Genomic DNA, 23,870 nt, shown 5'->3' on the forward strand with positions numbered 1-23,870 from the left:
CCAAGGAAGCCTGAGCCTCCTTGGCGTTAAGGAACGCATTCAGTTGATGGCGTTCCACAATTCATCGAAGATCGGCGTGAACAGCGTAGATTTCAGATAATCCGAACCCGATGAACCGCCGGTACCTTTCCGCTGCCCGATAGTACGTTCCACCAGTTTCACATGGCGGTAACGCCACTCCTGCAGCAGTGAATCCAAATCCAGCAATTGATTGAGCAGCAGCGACTCGCAGCTCGAACGTGTCAGCGATTGCCTGATGATGTCGTCGAAGCCTTGTGCCACCTGATTGGGCTGGTCATTGAGACGCATCAGATGGCCGCGTATTGCCTGCCATAGGGAAACCGGTTGGATGATAGCCGCCAGTCGGCGTTGTACCTCTTCATCACCTTGATACTGCTGTAGTTTCTTCGGATTTTCCTTGCCGAGTAGCGCTTCTATACCGGCGAACTGGTAGGATTGAAAACCGCTGGCGGTGCCGAGATAGCTGCGAAAACGCTGGAATTCGTGAAACTTCAGCGTGCAAATCACGGCGATCTGATTCACCACGGTTTGAGTAATGGCATTGACACGCGTCATCGTTTCGATCGCCGCCGGTATATCTCCTTCTTCGATCTGCGCGATCGCCAGATGAAGCTCATCGATCAGCTGCTTGAACCAGAGCTCGTAGGTTTGATGAGTGATGATAAACAAATTTTCATTGCGGTGTTCCGCAGACGGCGAGGCTGGCTGTTGCAGCGACAGCAGCTGGTTTAGCTGCAGATAGCTGGCGTAATTCATGATGTCACTTTCCCTGTAGAAAACGAAAATAAGATGGGCCGGCTGGGAAGGGCATCCCCGCTCAGATCCGGCAGTTGAAGGGTCAGAAAATAGTGTCCCGTCGCGGCCTGCGCGGGAACCTGAATCAGCTCGGTCACGGAGGCGTATTTGCGCCCTGTTTGCGGCCTGTCGGGGGCCTCAAGCCCCCAAAAACGGCGATGGTTGTCCATGCGTCCGCCGTCGTATAGCCGGTCGATTGATGGAATATCCACCAACAGATGCTGGACACCGAGTTCGACGATGCGCGCCAGGGCTTGATGGCTGAAGTAGGGGGCGCAGGCCGCGGCGCGGAAATCGCTCGGCGCCTCGGTTGCTATCACCAAAGCCTGCAGGTAGTCGCCCGACAACGGCGCCAACGCGTCATCGAGTGCCGCCCGGGTAATCAGCCAATCTTCACAGGCAGCGCTGGCGTTATAGCTCTCTGCAGTTGCGTCCGCTCGCTGCGGCCTGACGCGAATCAGGGTGGCGGCGATGAACGGTTCAAGCGGCAAATCCGCCACGTTGTGCGTTTCAGGAAGAATATGGCCGATGCATTCGGTGTGTGTGCCGTGGCAGTGCGGCACCAGGCTGATGCGCTCGGCGTTGCAGACCCCGCCATGACGCACGCTGGCGACGGTATCGCCGTAACTCAGCGGCGCCGAGTCGGCGGGAGCCACGCCATAAAGGTTGGTTGGGTTATCGGCGAAGTCCAGCCTGGCCGAGAGCCGCAGCGGCTCTCGGTGGTCAAGGTGATGACAACGCCCTTGGTGGTACACCTCAATGCGTTTCATCGGCGGCCTCGGCAGTTTTGCTCAAGGCCAGCGCGGTGAGTTCGCGGATCTGACTGTGCATGATGAATTCGCGGATAGTCAGCGAGACGCCCATCTGTTGACGAATGGCGTGCAGCAGCTGCGGGATCTGCAGTGAATTTCCACCCAGGCTGAAGAAGCTGTCGCAGACGCTGATCTGCGTCTGTGACAAGACTTGTTGCCAGATATGCTGCATGGCGCTTTCCGCCTCGTTGGCCGCAGGCGTGTAGTCCGCTTCCGAAGCCGAATAGCGGATTTCCGGTGCCGGTAACCGACGAATGTCGATTTTGTTGTTGTTGGTGAGCGGGAAGGCCGACAGCACCACAAAACCGGACGGGATCATGATATTCGGCAAACGGGCTTTCAGCGCCGCGCGCACCGCTTTTTCATTCAGCTCTGCTCCCGGCGTTAACTGCAGGTAGCTGACGATGCGGGCTTGCTGGTCTTCACCGACAATTAAACTGAGCGATCGCTCGATATTGTCGAGAGACGATAAACTGAGATCGATTTCGCTCAACTCGATGCGGTGACCGCGAATTTTGACCTGGTGATCGTTCCGGCCGAGATACTCCAGCTGCCCCTGTCGATTAAAACGCACAATGTCGCCGGTGCGGTACATATAGCGCTCGGCGCCGAACGCCTGACGCCGTAGAAAGACCTTATCGCTCAGCGTCGGGTTGCGCCAATACCCCGGCGATACCCCTGCGCCGCCCAGCCACAGCTCACCAAATGCGCCGCTTGGCAGCGGGTTGCCGGCCTGATCCATGACCAGAACCTCAGTCGCCTGGATCGGCGTGCCGATACAGTCGCTTGCGCCTTCGTGAGTCAGATCGGCGCAGGTCGACCAGATGGTGGTTTCCGTCGGGCCATACACCTGCAGCACCCGTGTCGCGATGCGTCGCAATTGCGTCAACAGGGCCGCCGGCATTTTCTCGCCGCCGCATAGCACGGTCAGGGGGCGTTGGCTCGCCGCCGGCAGGTGGTGGACGATGGTACTCCAGACGGTAGGTGTCGCTTGAATCACGCTGGGCTGCTGTCGCTCGATAAAGTGATACAGCTTGACCGGATCCATGGCGGTTTCTCGTGGACACAGCGTGACGTGCGCGCCGCCGGCCAGCGAGCAGAACAGTTCCAACCCAAAAATATCGAAACTGATGCTGGTCAGGCTGAGCACCTTATCGCGCGCGCTCAGCGCCAGCCGCCCGACGAAGTCGTTGGTGAAATTGTTCAGGTTGCCATGCGTGATCATCACCCCTTTGGGGTTACCGGTTGAGCCTGAGGTGTACATGATATAGGCCAGCGTATCGTCGGCTGGGATCGGCAACGCGTCGGCCGCTGCAGGATGAGAAACCAGCGAGTCGAAACCGACGGCGGGACTGGCCCAACCTTGCTCTGGCTCACCATCGGTCACCAGCAACCGGGCTTGCGCGTTCTCGATCATGTAGCTCACGCGGTCGGCCGGGTAGTGTACGTCAATCGGCACGTAGTGTTTGCCGGCTCTCAGCACGCCGAGCAGGAGCACGGCGACGTGGCAACTTTTCTCCATCATGACGCCGACCGAGAAAGGCCGGCTGTCGATGCGCAGCAAGGCATGCGCGACGCGTTCAGACTGCGCCCACAGCTGACGGTAGCTGTACTGATGCCGTTCGCAGCTGACGGCGAGGCTGTCAGGCTGGGTATGTGCCAACCGGCCAATTTGCACCAGCAGCGAGTCACGTGAGCCTGCGTCCGCGTTGACGGCCAACTGTTGCAGCCAATCTTGTTCCCGTTCGCATAGCGGGTTAAGGGCATGCTGCGCCGTATTGGCCGGCAGGGTGAGCAGTTGTTGCAGCGTTTGCTGATAGTTGTCCAACAGCATCTGCATGCTGGCGGGATAAAACAGTTCGCTGGCGTAATCGAGTTCGATGGCGACGGCGCCTTGTTCCACGCTGAAGTTCCAGGTCATATCGAACATCGAGAAGCCCGATGAAAGCGGCAAGCGATGCAGCGTGCAATCGCGCAGGTTTTGTTGGCATACGTCGCCGGCGTTCTGCAGGATCGCCATGATTTGGAATAACGGATTTTTGTTCGACATCCGCTCGTATTCGATCTGGTGCAAGATCCGGTCGAACGAGAGCTGCTGATGCTGATAGGCGCCGATGCAGGTTTCCATCATGTTACCGATCAGCCCGGCGAGGGTGTCCTGTTCGCCCAGTTGGATACGCAGCGGAACGGTATTGACATGGAAGCCGCTGACTTGCGCCTGATCCAGGTTGTCCCGCGCTGCGATGGCGGTGCCGATGACGATATCCTGCTGCTGAGTATAACGGCTGAGCAGCAAACTTAATGCCGTGCAGAGCAAGGCGAAAGGCGTGGCGCCCAGCGCTTTGCCCCGTGACGCCAGCAGATCGGCGACGTCGGGCTGCAGCTGATAATGGATGCGCTCTCCGGCGTGCGTCGGCATTAGCGGGCGCGGTTTATCCAGCGGGAAGTCCAGTTCGCGGCAGTCTTGCAGTTGCTGTTGCCAATAAGCAACATCCGCCGGCGCGGGTGACGCGATGCCGCTATTGACGATGTCGATAGTTTGAATCTGCGGTTGCGGTGCGTCGAAGCCGTTGTGATTGTCGAGCTCGTTATAGCGCTGCCACAGATCGTTAAGGATCAGTTGTTCGCTCCAGGCATCGGTAATAATGTTGTGTTTTACCCAAATCAAAACATGGTGCTGCTGATGATACTGGACCAGCCGAAGCACCAGCGGCGGGCGAGCGGTGATGTCGAAAGGCGTGGCACACAGTTGGCGCACCCACTTTTCTGCCGACAGCGTTTGGCCTTCCACCCAGTGATCGGCAAGGCGAATCGGGGTATGTGGTTCTGCCAACTGATAGGCGACACCGTCGGTTTCGGTGAAACGAGTGCGCAGGCTTTCATGTTTTTCATAAATAAAATTGATCGCCTGCTCAAAGCGCCCCAGATCAAGCGGGCCCTGGATGTCTACCGCCAGCGGCAGGTTGTAACTGCAGTCGTCAGGATTCAATGCGCTCAGGTACCAGAGCAGGTTCTGCTGCGGGCTGAGCGGCGCGCGGCGTTCGTCGCAGATCGCGATGGCGCGCTCCGCGGCAACGGCCTTATTCTCGATATATTCGGCCAATTTGCGCACCGTATTGTGGCGGAACAGATCGGCGATGCTCAGGTGGCAGCAAAGATCGCGTGCGACAAGCGCGACGATTTTGCTCATAGTCAGCGAGTGCGCACCCAGGTTGATGAACTCCTGTGTGACGTCGGCTTGCGGACAGCCGATGGCGTTGGCCACGATGCGCTCGAGAATAGCCTCCGTTTCGGTTTCCGGCGGTGTAAGGCGCTCATTCCGCTCATCCAGTGGCCAGTTTTCCAACTGTTGGCGGGCGATCTTGCCATTGATGGTCAGCGGCAGCGCCGGCAAGAAAATAAAGACGCTGGGGATCGCGGCGGGGTGGAGCAGTGTGACCAACGCGTGGCGCAGCGCGTCGATCGTCAGCTCAGGCGAAGCGGGTTGCACGAAGGCGGCGAGAATTTTGCCCGAGGGCTGGCTGCGAGCGACCACGCAGGCGCTTTCAACCAGTGGATGACTGCGGACGGCGCTTTCCACTTCTCCCATCTCGATGCGCACTCCGCGTATCTTCACCTGGTGATCACGGCGGCCGACGAAAATAATGTTGCCCTGTTCGTCCCATTTGGCGATGTCGCCGGTTCGATAAAGACGCTCTTCGGCCGCCATATACGGCAGCCGACAGATAATGAACTTCTCTGCGCTCAGCGCCTCTTGATGCAGGTAACCGTGCGCCAGGCCGCTGCCGGCGATGCACAGTTCGCCCTCAAAACCGACCGGCAGTGGATTATGGTGGAGATCAAGGATGTGGCAACGGTAGTTTTTCAGCGGTTTGCCAATGCAGTTCCAGGGAACGCCGGGACGATACTCGCACAGCGAAGTGGCAATGGAAGCCTCGGTCGGCCCGTAACCGTTGCACAATCGGGTGCGCTCGGCCCACCAGGCGACGACGTCCGCAGGCGGGGCATCTCCCATGACGATCATCGTCCGCAGTCCCGGCCACATTTCGCGGGGCAACAATTCCAGAATTGCCGGCGTAATAGTGATATGGCCGATATCGTGTTGAGTCAGATAGTCGTGCAGCGCGCCGACATCGGTATGCAGCTCCGAGGGCGCAAGATAAAGCGTCGCGCCGCTGACTAACGCGCCATAGACGTCCCAGCCGAAGGCGTCGAAACCCAGCGAGGCGATGGCCAGCACGCGGCTGCCTTGCGCCAGTCCTATGAAATCGCGGTGGTTTTGCGCCACGTTGCTCAGGCCTTCACGCCCGATCATGACGCCTTTGGGCTTGCCTGTCGTCCCGGAGGTATAGCAGACGTAGGCCAGAGCGTCTCGCGATTGAGGGAGTTGCTCCGCATGGATGTTCAGCGAACGGTAATCAATGCTTGATGGCGCAATGCATGGCGCGTCGCCGGAGTGCAACGGCGAGTCGGCCAAAATCAGCGCGGGCTGTACGTCGTCAAGAATGCTTTGATTGCGTGCCGCTGGCGCCTGCGGGTCGAGCAGTACATAGGTTTTATTGCTTTTCAGTATCCCCAACAGCACGATCAGCAGCGTCGCTGACTTGTCCATCGAGACGGCGACGACCGAACTGGCGGCGCCGCTGTGTTCAAGCAGCCAACAGGCAAACTGATCCGAGGCGCGATCGATTTCGCCATAGCTGTATGTCTGGCCATCGGCATGCAGCGCGGCCTGTTGCGGATGAGCGGCGGCGGCGTGGCGGAACAAAGCGATGACGTCGTGCGCCAGGAGCTCGGCATCGTCGGTTGCGTTGAATTGGCTCAGGCGATGTAACGTGTGAGGTTGAGTAACAATGGGCGCGGCGATGGGATCGGCCGGATCTGCCAATAGCGCGTCAAGATAGTCGGTGAACGCGTTGAAACGCATGTCGTCGCCATACAGGGTAAGCTGAGTGCCGTCACCGCAAGCCGCTACGTCGACCATCACTCGTGGCTGGGCATAGCGTCCCTGTTTGAGCGCGCCGGTTTCATTAAAGAAGAAATGTTGCAGTTGTGCGGGGGACGTGATGTCCGCTACCGGCACCGTATGGAAGTCGGCGCCGGGTTGCCAGGTGAGATGGCAGAGATCGCTGCCGCAACGTCCCTGCATCTGATCGCCAAGACGTTCCATCAGCAATGCGGTCAATTCGCGCATGCGCGTCGGTGATTCGGCATAGTATTTACGCGCCAAGCGGTAGGGAAGTTCTTGTACCGGCGGTATACCGCCACGCGACAGCTCGACCACAATGTCGACAAGCCTTTCCTGCAGCAGGGGAAGTTGGGCGTCAGCGGCCATATCCGACAGCGCATCGCACAGATAAGCGGCCTGGCCGGCGGAGCTAAAGTACAGAGAGAAGTGTTCTTGGTTTTGCAGGGTGTCAATGTCGTTAATATTTTTTTTATTGGTTGCGAGCGTCAGCAGATTTTTTCCCTGCTGTTGCAGTCGTCGTATTGTTTCAGCGTTATTTTCAGTGGTGATAATAAGGTCGAGCTTTTCGGTTGGGCGGTGTTCGAGACTGATAAAGCTAACCTGATGGCCGTATTCCTGGATTTCGTCGGTTAATAATTTACCGCAGGCGCTGTCGCCGAAATAGCCAATATGAAGTAATTCCATTTTTGCTTCCTGAGAATAATGGTTTCCCTTGCGGAATATCAAAGGTGCTGGATTTTTATACCGGTTAATTAGATTTTTGCATACAGCGCATCGGCGATAGGCAAATCAGCCAGAATGCCCGATTTATTCAGCGCCACCAACATTTGCTCCGTGACGATATTATTGGTTTCCCACGGTTTAACATGCGTTGCTGGATAAGTGTCTGCGATGATGTCGATAATTTCCGCTTCTGTCAGTCCGAGTTGGCGCAACATGCAGGCGCTGAAATCTTTGGCGATAGCGTCGGTTGCGTAGCCTTCCAGGAAAGCCAAAATCGGTTGTTGCAACGCTTGCTTGGTGACCGCGTCGCTGTGGCGCCAGATATGGCTCAGCACCTGCTGTGAGAAGCGGGCATGGCGGCCTTCATCCGCAACGTGATCTTTCATCACCAGATAGAAAGTCGGGAAGATATCTTCGTTGTTGATCACATCGATCAGATCGGTCGTCAGCGCCTGCTCCGACAGGGACACGCAAACCAGTCGCAGCAGCTCGCGCAGCCGTTCGTCGCCCATTGCCAACGATTGCGCCAGGGCATAGGAGGCCTCGGTATCTTTTGGCATCGGCAGCGGCGCAATGGACGTCATCTGCTCTACCTGATTGATCAGATCCAGCGCCACCAGGGCGTGATAGGACTCATCCACGACCACGGTCAGCGCGTCTAAGCGCATTTCAAGCGGAAAGTCTACGCCGACCGCGTTTTTGTAGAGCTTGTAACTGGAATCATTGATGATATCCAACTCGATGTTGGCGATGCCATTCAGGTAATGGTAGAGGGTTTGTACCTGAATATAGCGCAAGGCTTGTTCACCGAGCGCGGCAACGCGCGGATGGAGGCACAGCGGCAGACGTTCGAGGGGGAAGAAAAGGGTTGATTGGCTGTCCTGTTCGTTGAGAAGGCGACGCGGGCGAGAGCGGACAATCGCGGCGCGATCCCATTTTTTCAACGTGGTTTCAATGAGGCTCATCGGTTAATCCTTATTAATAGAGTTCTATTTCAATATCCGATTGTGAATAGGCGCAGCAGGCCAGAATAATATTCTCTTCCAACTCCTCTTCGCATAAGGCACTCTGTTTTTCATGGCGTATATTTCCGCTGATTAGAAGTAATTTGCAACAGCCGCACCTCCCCTTTCGGCATAGGTTGGGAATGTCGATATTTAATCTTTCAAAGTTTTCAAGCAGCGACGTTTCAGGACAAAAGTCACCGATGCCCGCGCCATCAAAAATAACTTGATGACCATCGGGCCCTGTATTTGCAGACATGGCGTGTTATTCCCTATGGAAGTCAGTGAGTGAGATCACATTTTAAAATTCATATAAGTAAATTGTTATTAATAATAGGTTGTGAGTTTTAATGGGGAGTAACGATAGCTTTGGCTTTGTTTATTGTCAACACGACACATTAAAAACATTAACATTATATTAAAGGTTGTTTCACATAATATAGTTCATATTCAAACTTTATTGCCTGGATTGTTTAGCAATTCTTATTATTGCTTGTTTTATAATATCAATAGGCAAAAATCGTTGTTCAGTGAATGGAAAACAGGACGTCGCCGCCTTCCAATGATAGCCTGAGCGACAATTTGGTTTTGATAACGCAAACAGGAAGATGACATGTTGAAAACCGCAGGCTGGCTGCTGCCCGCCATCGTGGCGCTGGCGGGGTGTTCGTCATCCGGCGAACGTCATGGACAAACCCTCAGCCAGGCGCTGGCGGCCCTCGGCCAAGACAAGGCGTTGGTCGGGGCGTCGAACGGCGTGATGGTGCGCGATGCCGACAGCGGCAAAGTGCTGTATCAGGCGCACGCGGAGCAGCGTTTGGCGCCGGCTTCCAACATGAAGATCTTCACTTCTTTGGCGGCGTTCGGCGTGCTGGGGGCGGATTACCGGTTTGAAACCCGGCTGCTGACCGCCGGCGAGCAGCGCGGCGACACGTTGCGGGGAGATCTCTATCTGCAGGGCAGCGGCGATCCGACGCTGCATCCGGACGATCTCGACACCTTCGCCGCGGCGCTGGCGCAGCGCGGCATCCGTCATATACAGGGGCGGTTGTTGCTGGACGCCGGCGCCTTCGATCAAACGCCATTCGGCGCCGGCTGGAGCTGGGACGATGAACCCTTCGCCTTCGCTGCGCCGATCTCGGCGCTGAACTACGCCTTTACCCCCGGCGGCGATATCAACGTGGTGCAGGTGGATGTGCGGCCGGGCGCTCGCGCCGGCGCGCCGGGACGGGCGAGCTTCTATCCCGCCAATGACGCGGTGACGCTGGTCAATCGCACCACCACCGGCAGTGACACCGCGCTGACGTACGAGCGCCGGCCGGGCAGCAACCGGATCGTGGTCAGCGGCACCATCGCCGCACAGCCGGAGGCCAGCTCGCGATTGATTACCGTCGATCAACCGGCCCTCGTCGTCGGCGCTTTATTGCAACATGCTCTGCGCGCGCACGGCATCACCCTGCGCGGCAACGCTGAAGAGGGCGTGACGCCGGCCGGCGCACAGCTGCTGGCGAAAAAAACCTCGCCGCCGCTCTCCCGCCTGGTCGTTACCTTCCTGAAAGTGTCCAATAACGGCTACGGCGAGATATTGACCAAGGCGATGGGCCGCAAGACGCAGGACAAAGGGGATTGGGCCGCCGGCCTTCAGGCGATAAACGGATTTGTGCAAAGCCAGGGCATCGCGGCCGACGCGTATCGCCAGGTGGACGGTTCAGGGCTGTCGCGCATGAACCAGATCACGCCGCAACAGCTGACGACGCTGCTGCTGGCGGCCAGAAAACAGCCGTGGTTCGGCGACTGGTATCGCGCCTTGCCCGTTGCGGGCGAGCCGGGGTTGCTGGTGGGCGGCACGCTGCGTAACCGCATGGTGAAAAGCGCGGCGGCGGGGCGCGCTCACGCCAAGAGCGGTTCCATGACCGGCGTATCGTCGCTCAGCGGCTATGTCGATTCGGCGACCGGGCGGCCGCTGGCGTTCGCCATCATCAGCAATAACTATCTGGTGCCCGGCGCGCAGGTGAAGGCACTGGAGGACCGCCTGGTGGAAACGCTGGCGGCCTGTGACGCCACGGTGGTGTGCCGCTGAGTACGCGGCGTCAGTCGCGTTTGGCGATGTCGGCGAAGCTGCCGGCCAGCAGGCGGCACAGATCGGCGGCGGCCAGCTCAATATCCAGCCCGCGTTTGCCGCCGGAGACGTAGATGGTGGCGAACGCTTGCGCCGGGCTGTCGATCACCGTCGGCAGCCGTTTTTTCTGCCCCAGCGGGCTGATGCCGCCCACCAGATAGCCGGTGACGCGCTGCGCCAGCTGCGGATCGGCCATCTCGGCCTTTTTGGCGCCGAGGGCGCGGGCAACCTTTTTCAGATCCAACTGGGTTGCGACCGGCGTGACCGCCACCGCCAGGTGTTTGGCGTCGCCGTTCAGCGCCACCAGCAAGGTTTTGTAAACCCGATCGGCATCCAGCCCCAGCTTTCTCACCGCCTCATCGCCGAAGTTGGTTTCGTCGCTGTCGTGGTGATAAGGATGGAGGGTGAAGGCGACCTTTTGTTTCTCAAGCAGAACGACTGCGGGCGTCATGATGTGTTGTCCAAAATGTCCACGGCGGGGAAAGGGTGATAACCAGCCTTAAAAATACAAAAATCCAACCAGCCCGGCAACCTGAGCGGCTGTTACATAAAGCGGGTTGCCAAGATATTCACCGGGTTGCTACCCTGTTTACTGTAACCGTTAACACGGTTGCTATGCGTATAACTAGAATACAAGAAATTCCTCTTTGACTGGCCAATAGCGATATTGGCCACTTTTTTACCCCTGCGGCTGCAGCATCGCCGGCAGGTTATCCTCGCCATACAGGTGCAATGCGCCAACCGCCACCACATAGTCTCCGGCCGGCAGCGCCTCCAGCTGACGCCGCCAGTCGCGATTGCGTTGATGCATCAGCACGTCGTAAAGCCCGGCGCTGAAGGTGGCCGGCAGCGTGTCCAGCGTGCCGCGCGGTTTGGCGTCCAGCCACCAGCTCACCATGGTTTGCAGCAGCCGCGCGTTGGTATGCCAATGCTCCAGCGTATCGCGCAGCAGCGCGATGCCGCCTTCCGGCAGCTGTTCCAGCATCGCCAACTGCTGCTGTGCCCCCTCGAGTTCGATCACCGGTTTGTCCTGCGCTCTGGCGGCCTGCAGCAGCTGATAATCTACGCCGTACTCTGCGCGCAGACCCAGACGCTGGGCCTGCCGCGCCTGCATCATCAGCGCCACCTGCCAGCCGGGCAGGGTGGCGAAGGCGTGCGGATCGGCGCCCAGTTCGTGGCACAGCGCCAGCAGCTGTTGATATTCTTCGGCGGACAGGCGCTGTTCCAGTTCGGGCTGTTGCTCTGCGTGGTCGAAAGGGGAGGCGGTGCCGGTGATATCGGCTTCGACGATCAGCGCGTCGGCCTGTTGCAGCCGGGCGGCCAGCCGGGGCGGCAGCGGCGCCATATCGACGGTGCCCATATGGATGCTGCCCACCAGATGGAGCCGACGCTCGCCCGGCAGAGTGATGTCCAGCGCCGGATAAGCGTAACTTTTGGGCGAGATCAGGCCGAGAAAGGCGGCGAGGCGGCGTAACAGTTGACCCATACGGCGTGGCTCCTGAATAACGGGTGCGCGTTTTCGCGTGCAAGGCGAGGGAAAATCGTCATTCATGCTAAACGCTATCCGCCGCGCAGGGAAGCCCGGAAAACAGCGGGGCGCCTTGACGACGCCCCGGAGCTTACTTCCTGGGTTTAAAACGCAGCAGCCGGTTGGCGTTGCTGACCACGGTAATGGACGACAGCGCCATCGCCGCGCCCGCCACCACCGGGCTGAGCAGCGTGCCGGTCAGCGGATAGAGCACGCCGGCGGCGATCGGAATGCCCAGCGTATTGTAGATAAAGGCGCCGAACAGGTTCTGCTTCATGTTGCGCAGCGTGGCCTTCGACAGTTCCACCGCATCCGCCACCCCGTGCAGGCTGTGACGCATCAGGGTGATGGCGGCGGTCTCGATGGCGATGTCGCTGCCGCCGCCCATCGCGATGCCCACGTCGGCCTGCGCCAGCGCCGGGGCGTCGTTGATGCCGTCGCCGACCATTGCCACGCGTTGGCCCTGCGCCTGCAGCTGTTTGATCGCCGCCGCTTTGCCGTCCGGCAGCACGCCGGCAATCACCCGATCGATACCGGCCTCTTTGGCGATGGCGTTGGCGGTCACCGGGTTGTCGCCGGTCAGCATCACCAGCTGATATCCCTGCTGGTGCAGGCGCTGCAGCGCCGCGACGCTGTCCTCGCGCAGCGGATCGCGAATGGCGAACAGCGCAGCCGGTTTACCGTCAACAGCCAGCAGCACCGGCGTCACGCCGCGTTCGGCCTGGGAGCGCATCGGCGCCTCCAGTTCGTCGGCCGCGACCTGATGTTGTTTCAGCAGCGCGGCGTTGCCCAGCAGCACCTGCACGCCGTCGATCTCCCCGCTGACGCCGGCGCCGCGCAGGGTGCGGAACTGCGCCACCTGCGGCAGCGTTTGCCCGACGGCGCGTTCCATGATGGCGCGCGCCAGCGGGTGGTTGGAGCCTTGTTCCAGCGCGGCGGCCCAGCCGAGCGCCTGCTGTTCGCTGACCTGATTGAAGGTCAGGATCTCCACCACCTGCGGTTTCCCTTCGGTCAGGGTGCCGGTTTTATCGAACACCAGGGTATCCAACTGGCTGGCCTGCTGCAGGGCGTCGGCGTCGCGCACCAGCACGCCGAATTCCGCCGCGCGGCCCACGCCGGAGATGATCGACATCGGCGTCGCCAATCCCAACGCACATGGGCAGGCGATGATCAGCACCGTGGTGGCGATCACCAGCGTATAGACCAGCTGCGGCTGCGGGCCAAAGAAGTACCACACCGCTGCGCTGAACAGGGCGATCGCCACCACCGCCGGCACGAACACCGCCGAGACGCGGTCGGCCAACTGGCCAATCGCCGGCTTACTGCTCTGCGCTTGACGCACCAGTTTGATGATGCGCGCCAGCGTGGTTTGGCTGCCGATGGCGGCGGCGCGGAACAGCACGCTGCCGTCGTCGACTACCGTCCCGGCATGCACCGTGTCGCCGGGGCCTTTTTGCTGCGGCACCGCTTCGCCGGTCAGCATCGCTTCATCGAGCCAGACTTCGCCCTGCACGATTTCACCGTCGACCGGCACGCGATCGCCGGTGGTCAGCCGCAGCGTCATGCCGAGCTGCACCTCCGCCAGCGGAATATCGCGCTCGCCGTCGTCAGTCACCAGCCGCGCGGTGGGCGGCGTCAGATCGAGCAGCCGCTCCAGCGCCTGCGAAGAACGCTGGCGGGCGCGCTGTTCCAGCGCATGGCCGAGGTTGATCAAACCGATGATCATCGCGCTGGCCTCGTAATAGAGGTGACGCGCCTCCATCGGGAAGAAATCGGGCCAAATGTTGACGGCGATCGAATAGAGCCAGGCGGCGCCGGTGCCGAGCGCCACCAGGGTATCCATGGTGGCGCTGCCGTTCATCAATGCGCGCCAGGCGTTGCGGTAGAAGTGCCCGCCGGCGAACACCATCACCGCCAGGGTAATGACGCCGACCAGCAGCCAGGGGCGCTGGGTTTCCGGCGTCAGCGTCATGCTGCCGCCGAACAGCCCCCAGGCCATCAGTGGGATACCCAACGCCAGCCCCAGCGCCGCCTGCCAGCTAAAGCGCTTCATGTTGGCGCGTGCGGTCTGTTGCTGACGTTCGCGGCGTTCGGTTTCGTCCTGAATCATCTCGGCGCCGTAGCCGGCTTTTTCCACCGCCGCCACCAGCGCCTGCGCATCGGCGGCGCCGGTCACCAGCGCGCTGCGCTCCGCCAGGTTGACGCGCGCATGCTCCACGCCGGGAACGCTTTGCAGCGCCTGCTGCACCTTATTGACGCAGCTGGCGCAGGTCATGCCGCTGAGCAGCAGCTGTACGCTGTCGGTTGCCGGAAGAGAAGGCTGCGCCGCTGGCTGAACGTCCGGCAACGAAGGTGTTGCGTCAGTCAACGGCTCAGTTTTTGGGACGACGGCGCCCGCCACGCTGGCGTGATAACCGGCATGTTCCACCGCGGCGATCAGCGCCTGCGGATCGGCATCGCCGTACACTTTCGCGTTGTCGATCTCGACGTCGGCGGCGAACACCCCCGGCACCGCTTCCAGCGCCTTGCGGGTGCTGCCGACGCAGTGCATGCAGCTCAGGCCGCTCAGCTGTAATTCGGTGTCGGCGCGCGGCGCGACTTCTGCCTGATAGCCGGCGGCGATCACGCTGTCGATCAATGCGCTGTCCGGCGCTTCGCCGGTCACTTTGGCGTAATGGACGTTAACCTCCGCCTGTTCGACATCGCTGCGGCTTTCCAGGGCTTTTTTCACCCGCTGCGCGCAGTTCATGCAGGACAACCCCTGCAATGCCAGCATAGTGGTGTGTGACATGATTGAACTCCTTGCGTAGAGGCGGTGTTTAAAGGTTGACCGCCTGACCTGTTTTCACTAAGAATGGAGCTTAAACCTTCCAGCAAGGGTAAGGTCAAGGAGGGAAAATGAATATTAGCGACGTCGCGAAAAAAACCGGTTTAACCAGCAAGACGATTCGTTTTTACGAAGAGAAAGCGTTGATTACCGCCCCGATCCGCAGCGACAACGGTTACCGCCACTATTCCGCCAAGCATGTCGACGAGCTGACGCTGCTGCGTCAGGCGCGGCAGGTGGGCTTCAACCTGGACGAGTGCCGCGAGCTGGTAGCGTTGTTCAACGATCCGGCCCGCCACAGCGCCGACGTGAAGGCGCGCACGCTGCAGAAGGTGGCGGAGATCGAAAAGCACATCAGCGAGCTGGGGAACATGCGCCAGCGCCTGTTGACGCTGGCGGAACAATGCCCGGGCGACGAGGGGGCGGAGTGCCCCATCATCAATAACCTGGCGGGGTGTTGTCGTTCTAATTAACGGCTGATGGCACGGATCACCAGCGTGACCCCTTCCACCGCCACCACTTCCACTTCGGTGCCGGCGGGCAGATCTTCCGCCGCCTGCGCGCGCCAGCTGCTGTCGCCGATATTGATGCGCCCCATGCCGTTGTGCATCGGCTCCGTCAGCGTGGCGCGGGTGCCGATCAGCTGACGGTTGCGCTGGTTGAGCACCGGCGAACCGCCGGATGCGGCCGCCGGGCGGCGACGCAGCCAGTACCACCACAGATAGGCGACGACGACGGTCAGGACGGCGAAGATCACGCCTTGCCATTCCCAGGAAAGCGGTGGCAGCAGCCAGATCAAGGTGCCGACCAACAGCGCCGCCACGCCGCTCCACAGCAGGTAGCCGCCGGCGCCGAGCATTTCCGCCGCCAGCAGCACGCCCCCGAGGGAGAGCCAAAACCACAGCGGATTCGCCGCGATCAGTTCGAGCATGATTATTTGCCTTTGCTTTCTTTCAGCAGTTCGGTAATGCCGCCGATCGAGCCGAGCAGGCTGCTGGCATCCAGCGGCATCATCACCACCTTGCTGTTGTTGGAGGAACCGATCTTCTGCAGCGCGTCGGTGTATTTCTGCGCCACGAAGTAGTTCACCGCCTGAATGTTGCCGCTGGCGATGGCGTCGGACACCAGCTGGGTGGCGCGCGCCTCGGCCTCGGCGGCGCGTTCACGCGCTTCCGCCTGCAGGAACGCCGACTGACGTTCGCCCTCGGCCTTCAGGATCTGCGATTGCTTCTCCCCTTCGGCGCGCAGAATGGCCGCCTGACGCACCCCCTCCGCCTCCAGGATGTCGGCGCGCTTGGTGCGCTCGGCCTTCATCTGGGCGTTCATCGAGGCGATCAGTTCTGCCGGCGGCCGCACGTCGCGGATCTCGATACGGGTGATTTTCACCCCCCAAGGGTTGGTCGCTTCATCGACGATGTGCAACAGGCGGCTGTTGATGCTGTCGCGCTGCGACAGCATTTCGTCCAGCTCCATCGAGCCGAGCACGGTGCGGAAGTTGGTCATGGTCAGGTTGACGATCGCCTGTTCGAGGTTGCTGACCTCGTAGGCGGCGCGCGCCGGATCGACCACCTGGATAAAGCACACCGCGTCGATGGCGACGTTGGCGTTATCGCGGGAAATCACCTCTTGGGAAGGGATGTCCAGCACCTGCTCCATCATGTTGATTTTGCGGCCGATGCGGTCCATGAACGGCACCACCAGGTTCAGGCCCGGCATCAGCGTCTTGGTATAGCGGCCGAAGCGTTCTACCGTCCATTGGAACCCCTGCGGCACAATTTTGACGCCGGCGAACACCACAATCAGCGCGACGACGATCACGATGGGAATAAAAGTAAGCATGCAAACCTCCTGTCAGACATATGTAAACAGATATTACGACAGCGCCGGAAAAATGCCTACTGATACCGCGACTTAATCCAGGGCGCTGACGCAACCCGCGAGCGGTGGATCCCGCGTCTGGAACAGAGTGTTGTCACGACAAGTGTGGCACAGCTGAAAAATAAGTATGCCTAAATGGCATGATTTCAATAATTTTTATTCATTTCATGATGTTGCTCGCCTTGGCTAGAGTAAAAACACCCCCGTGTTTACCGTCAAAAATTTGTCATTTTCATTTGCGACTATGCTTTTTGAAATGACATTTCGGCCAAGGATTGTTATGGATTCGCTCAGTGTTGATGAACTCGCCCAGAAGAACGATCGCTGGTATCGCATTGTGGAGGAGATGTTGGCGGAAGCCGGCGTCGCCATCAACGGCCCGCGCGCCTGGGATATCCGGGTGCATAACCCGGCGCTGTTCAAACGCATTTTGCAGGAAGGCTCGCTCGGCTTCGGCGAAAGCTATATGGACGGCTGGTGGGAGTGCGAACGGCTGGACATGCTGTTCACCCGCATTCTGCAGGCCGGCGTCGATGAACGGCTGCCGAAAAGCCTGAGCGACATCGCGCGCATCGCCTATGCCCGGCTGTTCAATCGCCAATCGCGCAAGCGCGCCTGGCAGGTGGGCAAAGAGCACTACGACATCGGCAACGACCTGTTTCGGGCGATGCTCGATCCTTATATGCAATACTCCTGCGGCTACTGGAAAGAGGCGCAGACGCTGGAGCAGGCGCAGCAGGCCAAGCTCAGGATGATCTGCGAAAAACTGCAGTTGAAACCGGGCATGACGCTGCTGGATATCGGCTGCGGCTGGGGCGGATTGGCGCAGTTTGCGGCGCAAAACTACGGCGTCTCGGTGCACGGTGTGACCATTTCCGCCGAGCAGCAGAAGCTGGCGCAGGAACGCTGCGCTGGGCTGGACGTCGAGATCTTGCTGCAGGATTACCGCGATCTGGATCGCCAGTTCGATCGCATCGTGTCGGTCGGCATGTTCGAGCACGTCGGGCCGAAAAACTATGAGACCTATTTTAGCGTCGCGGCGCGCAACCTGAAGCCCGACGGTCTGTTCCTGCTGCACACCATCGGTTCCAATCAGACCGATCTCAACGTTGACGCCTGGATAGACAAATACATCTTCCCCAACGGCTGCCTGCCTTCGGTGCGGCATATCGCCGAGGCCAGCGAAGGGCGTTTCGTGATGGAGGATTGGCACAACTTTGGCGCCGATTACGATCGCACGCTGATGGCCTGGCTGGAGAATTTCAAACGGGCGTGGCCGGATCTGATGGGCGGTTATTCCGAGCGCTTCGAACGCATGTTCACCTATTACCTGAACGCCTGCGCCGGCGCGTTCCGTTCGCGCAACATTCAGCTGTGGCAGGTGTTGTTCAGCCCGGCGGGCGTGGAGGGCGGGGTGCGGGTCTATCGCTAATCCCCGTCATATTTCAAGCTGGCTGCACGTTCGAGCCCTGGTCGCTTAGTTATCTAAGCGCCCAGGGCTTCTCACATTTGCCGCCTGGATGCAGCTTCAAGTATGACGGATATCAGTACAGCAGGGAGTACAGCTGGCGGCGATATTTAGCGGCCAGCGCGTCTCCGGTGCCGAGCGCGGCCAGAATGTCCATCAGGGTTTTGCGCGCGCTGCCGTTGGCGGCGGCCAGATCTTTCTTCAGATGCCCCATCAGCAGTTCCAGCGCTTCTTCGTTACGCCCGACCTGATGCAGTTGCAGCGCCAGCTGCACCGCCAGTTCGACGTTGTCCGGCTGCTGCTGCACCTGCTGTTGCAGCTGTTGGATTTCCGGCGTGTCCGCCGCCTGCTTCAACAATTCAATCTGCGCCACCAGACCTTGATAGCGGGTATCGCGATCCTGCAGCGGGATGGTCGCCAGCACCGCTTCAGCGTCTTCGCTGCGGCTGAGCGCGATCTGAGTTTCGGCCAGCGTCAGGCCGATGTCGCTGCGCTGTTGGCTGCTCTGCCAGGCGTCTTTCAGCAGCGGCAGCGCTTCGGCGGCGTTGCCGGCGGCCAGCAGCTCCTGCGCCTGTGCCAGTTTCAGATCTTCTTCCTTCGGCAGGAAACGCTGCAGCAAATCGCGGATCGCTTCTTCCGGCTGCGGGCCCTGGAAGCCGTCGACCGGCTGACCGTCTTTGAACAGGTAGACCGTCGGAATAGAACGCAGCCCGAATTGCGAGGCGATCATCTGTTCGGCGTCGCAGTCCACCTTGGCCAGAATGAACTGACCGGCGTATTCCGCCGCCAGCTTGTCCAGCACCGGCGTGAGCTGCAGGCAGTGTTGGCTGCGCTCGGACCAGAAGTAGAACAGCACCGGTGTGGACATCGATTGTTCCAGCGTCTGGTGCAGGTTAGTTTCGTTAATATCAACAACAGCTTGAGCTAGCATCTTTTTTCTCTCTGATCGTGCGGAGCCATGGGGTGTAGATGGGGGCGCGCCGCCATTCTTCAACCCCGTCGGGCGAATTAAGCGTTGCTGCGCAGCAGCCAATCCAGACAGCGGCCCGGCAAAATGCGGCGCAGCACGCTCATCGCGTGCGCCAGCAGGGTGACCGGATAGCGCAGTTTGGCGCGCGGGCTTTCCAGCGCGTGGCGCAGTTTGGGCAGAATGGCCTCCGGCGGCAGCGTCAGGCGCTTGGCGATGCCGGGATTGTGCACCGGTTTGTCGCTCTGCGCCTGGTTGACGTTCTGGCTAAAGTGGGTGGAGATCGGCCCCGGTTCGATCAGGCTGACCTGAATGCCGCTGCCGTGCAGCTCCATGCGCAGCGCGTCCGACCAGGCTTCCAGCGCGAACTTGCTGGCGGCGTAGGCGCCGCGCCCGGCGCTGGAGACCAGGCCCATCACCGAGCTGGTCTGAATAATGCGCCCTTCGCCGTGCGGCAACATCGCGGGCAACAACAGCTGGGTCAGTTGGTGGGTACCGAACAGGTTGGTGGCGAACTGCCGTTCCAGCTGGCTGCGCGAAATGCGGCTGAGCGGGCCGTAAACGCCGAAACCGCCGTTATTGAACAGACCGTACAGCCGGCCGTCGGTCAGCGCGATCACCTCGGCGGCGGCGCGCTCGACGCTGGCGCTGTCGTCCAGATCCAGCTCGATGCCTTCCAGCCCGAGCTGGCGCATGTTTTCCACGTCCTGCGGCTTGCGGCAGGCGGCCAGCACCCGGTAGCCGCGGTTGCGCAGATCCTGCGCCGCAATCAAGCCAATCCCGCTGGAACAGCCGGTTATCAATACCGCTTTTTGCATAACTTTACCTAGTGTACGACCCTAATTTAGTGAGACTCATGCTTTACTAGAGGCTCCAGGCGCTCCGCCATCCAGGTGGCGATAAACGGCTGGGCGTCCCCATTGGGGTGCAATCCGTCATCCTGCATCCATTCCGGCTTCACCACCACCTGTTCCATATAGAACGGCAGCAGCGGAATGTTGAACTGCTTGGCCAGTGCCGGGTAGACGGCGCCGAACGCTTCAGTATAGCGGCGGCCGTAGTTCGGCGGGATGCGGATCTGCATCAGCAGCGGCTGCGCGCCGGCCTGCTGCACCAACGTGATGATTTGGCCGAGATCGCGCTGTACGTCCTGCGCCGGGAAGCCGCGCAGGCCGTCGTTGGCGCCCAGCTCGATCAGCACCCAGCGCGGCTGATGCTGTTTCAGCAGCGCGGGCAGACGCGCCAGCCCCTGCGCGGCGGTGTCGCCGCTGATGCTGGCGTTGACCAGCTGCGGCGCACCCGGTTTTTTCTGCCACTGTTCGGCCAACAGCGTCGGCCACGCCCGCTCGATCGGCAGGCGGTAACCGGCGCTTAAACTGTCGCCTAAAATCAACAAGGTATCGGCGGCGGCAGCGCGTAAACTGAATAATCCCAACAGCAAAAGGAAGGGAAGATGCCAGCGGAAAACGTTCTTGAAGTTCATCATCTTAGTAAACACGTTGGTCAGGGTGAGCATCAGCTCACCATCCTTACCGGAGTCGAGCTGCTTGTCAAACCCGCGCAGACGATCGCCCTGATCGGCGAATCCGGATCGGGGAAATCGACCTTGCTGGGCATTTTGGCCGGGCTGGATGACGGCAGCGAAGGCGAGGTGCGCTTGCTCGGCGAGTCGCTGACCGCGCTGGACGAAGAGGGGCGCGCCGCGCTGCGCGCCAGGAATGTCGGCTTCGTGTTTCAGTCGTTCATGCTGGTGCCGACGCTGAACGCGCTGGAGAACGTGCAACTGCCGGCGCTGTTGCGCGGCGAGAGCGACAGACAGAGCCGCGAGCAGGCGGTGCAGCTGCTCGAGCAGTTGGGGCTGGGGAAACGGCTCGATCACCTGCCGGCGCAGCTGTCCGGCGGCGAGCAGCAGCGCGTGGCGCTGGCGCGCGCCTTCAGCGGCCGACCGCGGGTGCTGTTCGCCGATGAACCGACCGGCAACCTCGATCGTCAGACCGGCGATCGCATCGCCGACCTGCTGTTTTCCCTCAACCGCGATTTTGACACCACCCTGATCCTGGTTACCCATGACGAAACCCTGGCGGCGCGCTGCCAGCGGCGGCTGCGGCTGCGCGAAGGCAAGCTGTGGGAGGAAGCATGATCTGGCGCTGGTTCTGGCGCGAATGGCGCTCGCCGTCGCTGCTGATCGTGTGGCTGGCACTGACGCTCTCCGTCGCCTGCGTGCTGGCGCTGGGCAGCATCAGCGATCGCATGGACAAAGGGCTCAGCCAGCAGAGCCGCGATTTTATCGCCGGCGATCGGGTGCTGCGCAGCGCGCATTCGGTGCCGGAAGGCTGGCTGCTGGACGCGCAGCAACAAGGGCTGAAGGTGAGCCGTCAGCTGTCGTTCACCACCATGACCTATGCCGGCGATCGGCCGCAGCTGGCGGACGTGAAAGCCACCGATTTGGCCTATCCGCTGTACGGCAAGCTGGAAACGCGCCCGGCCAACATCCAGCCCGAACCGGGCAGCGTGCTGGTGGCGCCGCGTTTGCTGGCGCTGCTGAACGTGAAAGTGGGGGATTCGCTGGAGGTGGGCGACACCACGCTGCGCATCGCCGGTGAAATCATTCAGGAGCCGGACGCCGGTTTCAATCCATTCCAGACCGCGCCGCGCATCATGATCAACCTGGCGGACGTCGATAAGACCGGCGCGGTGCAGCCGGGCAGCCGCCTGACCTACCGCTACATGTTCGCCGGCGCCGAGCCGGATATTCAGCGTTACGAAGAACGGCTGACGCCGCAGTTGACGCCGGATCAGCGCTGGTTCGGGCTGCAGGAGTCCGGCAGCGCGCTGGGCAAGTCGCTGCAGCGCTCCCAACAGTTCCTGCTGTTGTCGGCCCTGCTGACGCTGCTGTTGTCGATCGCCGCCGTGGCGGTGGCGATGAGCCACTATTGCCGCAGCCGCTACGATCTGATCGCGGTGCTGAAAACCCTTGGCGCCGGGCGCGGTGCGCTGCGCAAATTGATCGTCGGCCAGTGGCTGGCGGTGATGGCGCTGGCGGCGGTGTGCGGCGGGGCGATCGGGCTGGCGTTCGAGGCGCTGTTGATTCGCCTGCTGAAGCCGGTGTTGCCGGCCGCGTTGCCCGCCGCCGGCGTCTGGCCGTGGCTGTGGGCGCTCGGTGCGCTGGTGCTGATTTCGCTGCTGGTCGGGTTGCGGCCGTATCGCCAGTTGCTGGCCACCCAGCCGCTGCGGGTGCTGCGTCGCGATGTGGCGGCCAACGTCTGGCCGCTGCGCTACTTCCTGCCGGTGACGGCCGCGATCGTGGTCGCGTTGTTGGTGTTGCTGATGGGAGCCAGCACGTTGCTGTGGGCGATCCTGGCGGGCATGGCGGTGCTGGCGCTGCTGCTGGGCGGTATAGGGTGGGGCAGCCTGCTGCTGTTGCGCCGCATCACGCTCAAGAGTCTGGCGCTGCGGCTGGCGGTCAACCGCCTGCTGCATCAGCCGTGGGTGACCATCAGCCAGTTGGCGGCGTTCTCGCTGTCGTTCATGCTGTTGGCGCTGCTGTTGGTGCTGCGCGGCGATCTGCTCGAACGCTGGCAGCAACAGCTGCCGCCGGACAGCCCGAACTATTTCCTGCTCAACATGACCGAGGCGCAGGTGCCGCAGGTGAAAACCTTCCTGCAGCAGCACCAGATCAAACCGGAAACCTATTACCCGATCGTCCGGGTGCGCCTGACCGAGATAAACCAGCAGGTGGCGACCGAACGGGTGCATGAGGACGATCCGGGCGGCGAGGCGGTGAACCGTGAGCTGAACCTGACCTGGCTGGCCGAAATGCCGGATCACAATCCGTTGGTGGCGGGCAATTGGCCGCCGAAAAGCGGCGAAGTCTCGATGGATGAAGGCATTGCCGGGCGGCTGAAGATCAAGCTGGGCGACACGCTGACCTTCAGCGGCGATACCCAGGCGTTCAGCGCCAAGGTCACCAGTCTGCGCCAGGTGGATTGGGAAAGCCTGAAGCCGAACTTTTACTTTATCTTCCCGCCGGGCGCGCTGGACGGCCAGCCGCAGACCTGGCTCACCAGCTTCCGCTACGACGGCGATGGCCGGATGTTGACCCAGCTCAACCGCCAGTTCCCAACGCTCAGCCTGCTGGACATCGGCGCGATCCTGAAACAGGTCGGCGGCGTGCTGCAACAGGTCAGCCGCGCGCTGGAGGTGATGGTGGTGCTGGTGGTGCTGTGCGGCGGCCTGCTGCTGCTGGCGCAGGTGCAGGTCGGCATGCGTCAGCGGCGGCAGGAGCTGGTGGTCTATCGCACGCTGGGCGCCGGTAAACGGCTGCTGCGCCGCACGCTGTGGTGCGAGTTTGCCCTGCTGGGGCTGGTGGCGGGCATCGCGGCGGCGGTGGGGGCCGAGGCGGCGCTGTGGCTGCTACAAAGCCGGGTGTTCGACTTCCCGTGGACGCCGACGCCGGTGCTGTGGTGGGCGCTGCCGCTGGCCAGCGCGCTGCTGCTGTCGCTGTGCGGCGGCTGGCTGGGCGTGCGCTTGCTGCGCGGCCGGGCGCTGTTCCGCAGTTATGATGGCTGATCTGGCGATCGCAGGCCCGTTGCCGCCAAGCGTGGCCGGGCCTGCCGATTTTCTTTCGCGCGTCACTGGCGCAATTCCTCTTCATGCCCATTCATTGTGAAATCGATTACATTTATGTCATATCGATACGTTTGCCATTGGTCATCGGTGTAGCGGATAGTTGGCTGACTTCGCCTGTTTTACGCATTGA

General features: G+C 60.9%; 18 protein-coding genes. 5 read left to right on the forward strand and 13 right to left on the reverse strand.

The window, feature by feature from the left end; translation table 11 throughout:
- Positions 1-39 precede the first annotated feature (39 nt).
- The 5 genes from EDY99_RS02325 to EDY99_RS02345 form a co-directional block, all read right to left on the reverse strand.
- Positions 40-777, reverse strand: a complete 738-nt coding sequence (locus EDY99_RS02325) for a tryptophan 2,3-dioxygenase family protein (RefSeq protein WP_123061430.1) — start codon at positions 775-777, stop codon at positions 40-42.
- Complete coding sequence (locus EDY99_RS02330; protein WP_123061431.1) at positions 774-1,586, reverse strand: cyclase family protein; 813 nt, start codon at positions 1,584-1,586, stop codon at positions 774-776. Before EDY99_RS02330 ends, EDY99_RS02325 begins: the two co-directional genes overlap by 4 nt.
- Positions 1,573-7,281, reverse strand: coding sequence for a non-ribosomal peptide synthetase (locus tag EDY99_RS02335; RefSeq protein ID WP_123061432.1), 5,709 nt, complete (start codon positions 7,279-7,281; stop codon positions 1,573-1,575). Before EDY99_RS02335 ends, EDY99_RS02330 begins: the two co-directional genes overlap by 14 nt.
- Positions 7,282-7,349: 68 nt before the next feature.
- Positions 7,350-8,285 (reverse strand): diiron oxygenase, encoded by a 936-nt coding sequence (locus tag EDY99_RS02340; protein WP_123061433.1) that lies wholly within the window; start codon positions 8,283-8,285, stop codon positions 7,350-7,352.
- 13 nt (positions 8,286-8,298) lie between these two features.
- Positions 8,299-8,583: a 2Fe-2S iron-sulfur cluster binding domain-containing protein gene (locus tag EDY99_RS02345; RefSeq protein WP_071845084.1), complete on the reverse strand. Its 285-nt coding sequence runs from the start codon at positions 8,581-8,583 to the stop codon at positions 8,299-8,301.
- Positions 8,584-8,937: 354 nt separating this feature from the next.
- Here EDY99_RS02345 and dacB point away from each other — a divergent pair, with 354 nt between their 5' ends.
- Positions 8,938-10,404 carry a D-alanyl-D-alanine carboxypeptidase/D-alanyl-D-alanine-endopeptidase gene (gene dacB / locus EDY99_RS02350; protein ID WP_123061434.1) on the forward strand — a complete coding sequence of 489 codons (1,467 nt, stop codon included), beginning with the start codon at positions 8,938-8,940 and terminating at the stop codon, positions 10,402-10,404.
- Between the two features lie 10 nt (positions 10,405-10,414).
- Here dacB and ybaK read toward each other — a convergent pair whose 3' ends face one another.
- The 3 genes from ybaK to copA form a co-directional block, all read right to left on the reverse strand.
- On the reverse strand, positions 10,415-10,894 hold the full coding sequence (ybaK, locus tag EDY99_RS02355; protein ID WP_004940240.1) for a Cys-tRNA(Pro)/Cys-tRNA(Cys) deacylase YbaK: 480 nt from the start codon (positions 10,892-10,894) through the stop codon (positions 10,415-10,417).
- A gap of 228 nt (positions 10,895-11,122) precedes the next feature.
- On the reverse strand, positions 11,123-11,929 hold the full coding sequence (locus tag EDY99_RS02360; RefSeq protein ID WP_033651122.1) for a TraB/GumN family protein: 807 nt from the start codon (positions 11,927-11,929) through the stop codon (positions 11,123-11,125).
- A gap of 133 nt (positions 11,930-12,062) precedes the next feature.
- On the reverse strand, positions 12,063-14,762 hold the full coding sequence (copA, locus tag EDY99_RS02365; protein WP_123061435.1) for a copper-exporting P-type ATPase CopA: 2,700 nt from the start codon (positions 14,760-14,762) through the stop codon (positions 12,063-12,065).
- A 107-nt stretch (positions 14,763-14,869) separates the two neighbouring features.
- Here copA and cueR point away from each other — a divergent pair, with 107 nt between their 5' ends.
- Positions 14,870-15,271, forward strand: coding sequence for a Cu(I)-responsive transcriptional regulator (cueR, locus tag EDY99_RS02370; RefSeq protein ID WP_033642132.1), 402 nt, complete (start codon positions 14,870-14,872; stop codon positions 15,269-15,271).
- Here cueR and EDY99_RS02375 read toward each other — a convergent pair.
- Together EDY99_RS02375 and EDY99_RS02380 are read right to left on the reverse strand one after the other, a co-directional pair.
- A complete protein-coding gene (locus EDY99_RS02375) occupies positions 15,268-15,729 on the reverse strand; it encodes an NfeD family protein (RefSeq protein ID WP_072628249.1) in 462 nt (153 codons plus the stop codon). The two genes, cueR and EDY99_RS02375, sit on opposite strands and share 4 nt — an antisense overlap.
- 2 nt (positions 15,730-15,731) lie before the next feature.
- Positions 15,732-16,637 (reverse strand): SPFH domain-containing protein, encoded by a 906-nt coding sequence (locus EDY99_RS02380; protein ID WP_004940203.1) that lies wholly within the window; start codon positions 16,635-16,637, stop codon positions 15,732-15,734.
- Positions 16,638-16,956: 319 nt separating this feature from the next.
- On the opposite strand from EDY99_RS02380, the gene cfa reads away from it, so the two are divergent.
- Positions 16,957-18,108: a cyclopropane fatty acyl phospholipid synthase gene (gene cfa / locus EDY99_RS02385; RefSeq protein ID WP_033642134.1), complete on the forward strand. Its 1,152-nt coding sequence runs from the start codon at positions 16,957-16,959 to the stop codon at positions 18,106-18,108.
- Between the two features lie 112 nt (positions 18,109-18,220).
- Here the strand turns inward: cfa and EDY99_RS02390 are convergent, their stop codons facing one another.
- From EDY99_RS02390 to tesA, 3 genes are all read right to left on the reverse strand, one after another.
- Positions 18,221-19,075, reverse strand: coding sequence for a co-chaperone YbbN (locus EDY99_RS02390; protein ID WP_033642135.1), 855 nt, complete (start codon positions 19,073-19,075; stop codon positions 18,221-18,223).
- 77 nt (positions 19,076-19,152) lie between these two features.
- Positions 19,153-19,929, reverse strand: coding sequence for an SDR family oxidoreductase (locus EDY99_RS02395; RefSeq protein ID WP_004940195.1), 777 nt, complete (start codon positions 19,927-19,929; stop codon positions 19,153-19,155).
- Positions 19,930-19,955: 26 nt separating this feature from the next.
- Entirely contained in the window at positions 19,956-20,594 is a 639-nt protein-coding gene (gene tesA / locus EDY99_RS02400) for a multifunctional acyl-CoA thioesterase I/protease I/lysophospholipase L1 (protein ID WP_162472522.1), read from the reverse strand.
- On the opposite strand from tesA, the gene ybbA reads away from it, so the two are divergent.
- Entirely contained in the window at positions 20,565-21,251 is a 687-nt protein-coding gene (gene ybbA / locus EDY99_RS02405; protein WP_004940192.1) for a putative ABC transporter ATP-binding protein YbbA, read from the forward strand. The two genes, tesA and ybbA, sit on opposite strands and share 30 nt — an antisense overlap.
- Entirely contained in the window at positions 21,248-23,680 is a 2,433-nt protein-coding gene (gene ybbP / locus EDY99_RS02410; protein WP_123061436.1) for a putative ABC transporter permease subunit YbbP, read from the forward strand. Before ybbA ends, ybbP begins: the two co-directional genes overlap by 4 nt.
- Positions 23,681-23,870 lie beyond the last annotated feature (190 nt).

Source organism: Serratia sp. LS-1 (genome assembly GCF_003719595.1).
In the GTDB taxonomy this organism is placed as follows: domain Bacteria; phylum Pseudomonadota; class Gammaproteobacteria; order Enterobacterales; family Enterobacteriaceae; genus Serratia; species Serratia ureilytica.